This window comes from Pseudomonas tremae (assembly GCF_001401155.1).
Taxonomy (GTDB): Bacteria; Pseudomonadota; Gammaproteobacteria; order Pseudomonadales; family Pseudomonadaceae; genus Aquipseudomonas; species Aquipseudomonas tremae.
The window spans coordinates 1-392 of record NZ_LJRO01000423.1 but is presented as its reverse complement, the minus strand read 5'-3'; the positions used below and the strand labels follow the sequence as shown (position 1 = coordinate 392).

Below are 392 nucleotides of genomic sequence, written 5' to 3'. Positions count from 1 at the left end.
ATGCGCCAGTGTGCGGCTGAAAAACAGGGCGGGCTCGGTGCTTGCGACCTCCATCGGGTCGAGGACCTGGCGGTGCAGGAAGAAGGTTTCCCGCACGTGGTCCAGCAGCATGAAGAGAATGATCAGCCCGCGCAGAGCATCGATAGAGCGCAGCCGTGATGCTGGCGCGCGGATTGGTTGAACAACTGCTGTCATGAAAAATCCAGATCCGTAGCCGGAAGTGCAATGAGTCGATTGTGTTCTGTGTCAGAACTCGTTCTGAAGTGCCTTGTAGCCGCGCACCAGGTCAATGTTGGTGTGCGCCACGTCTTCGGAAAACTCCGAAGCCGAAATGCTCACCGGCGGGAATTGCGAGAGCTCAGTATTAGGCCCGATCCGGGTGGGGGACGGCA

General features: G+C 58.4%; 2 pseudogenes. Both read right to left on the bottom strand.

The features are described 5' to 3' along the window. Positions 1 to 195: pseudogene (locus ALO43_RS23015) on the bottom strand (hypothetical protein); the annotation flags it as partial. 51 nt (positions 196 to 246) lie between these two features. Next, positions 247 to 392 (bottom strand): annotated as a pseudogene (locus ALO43_RS23010) (carbonate dehydratase); the annotation flags it as partial.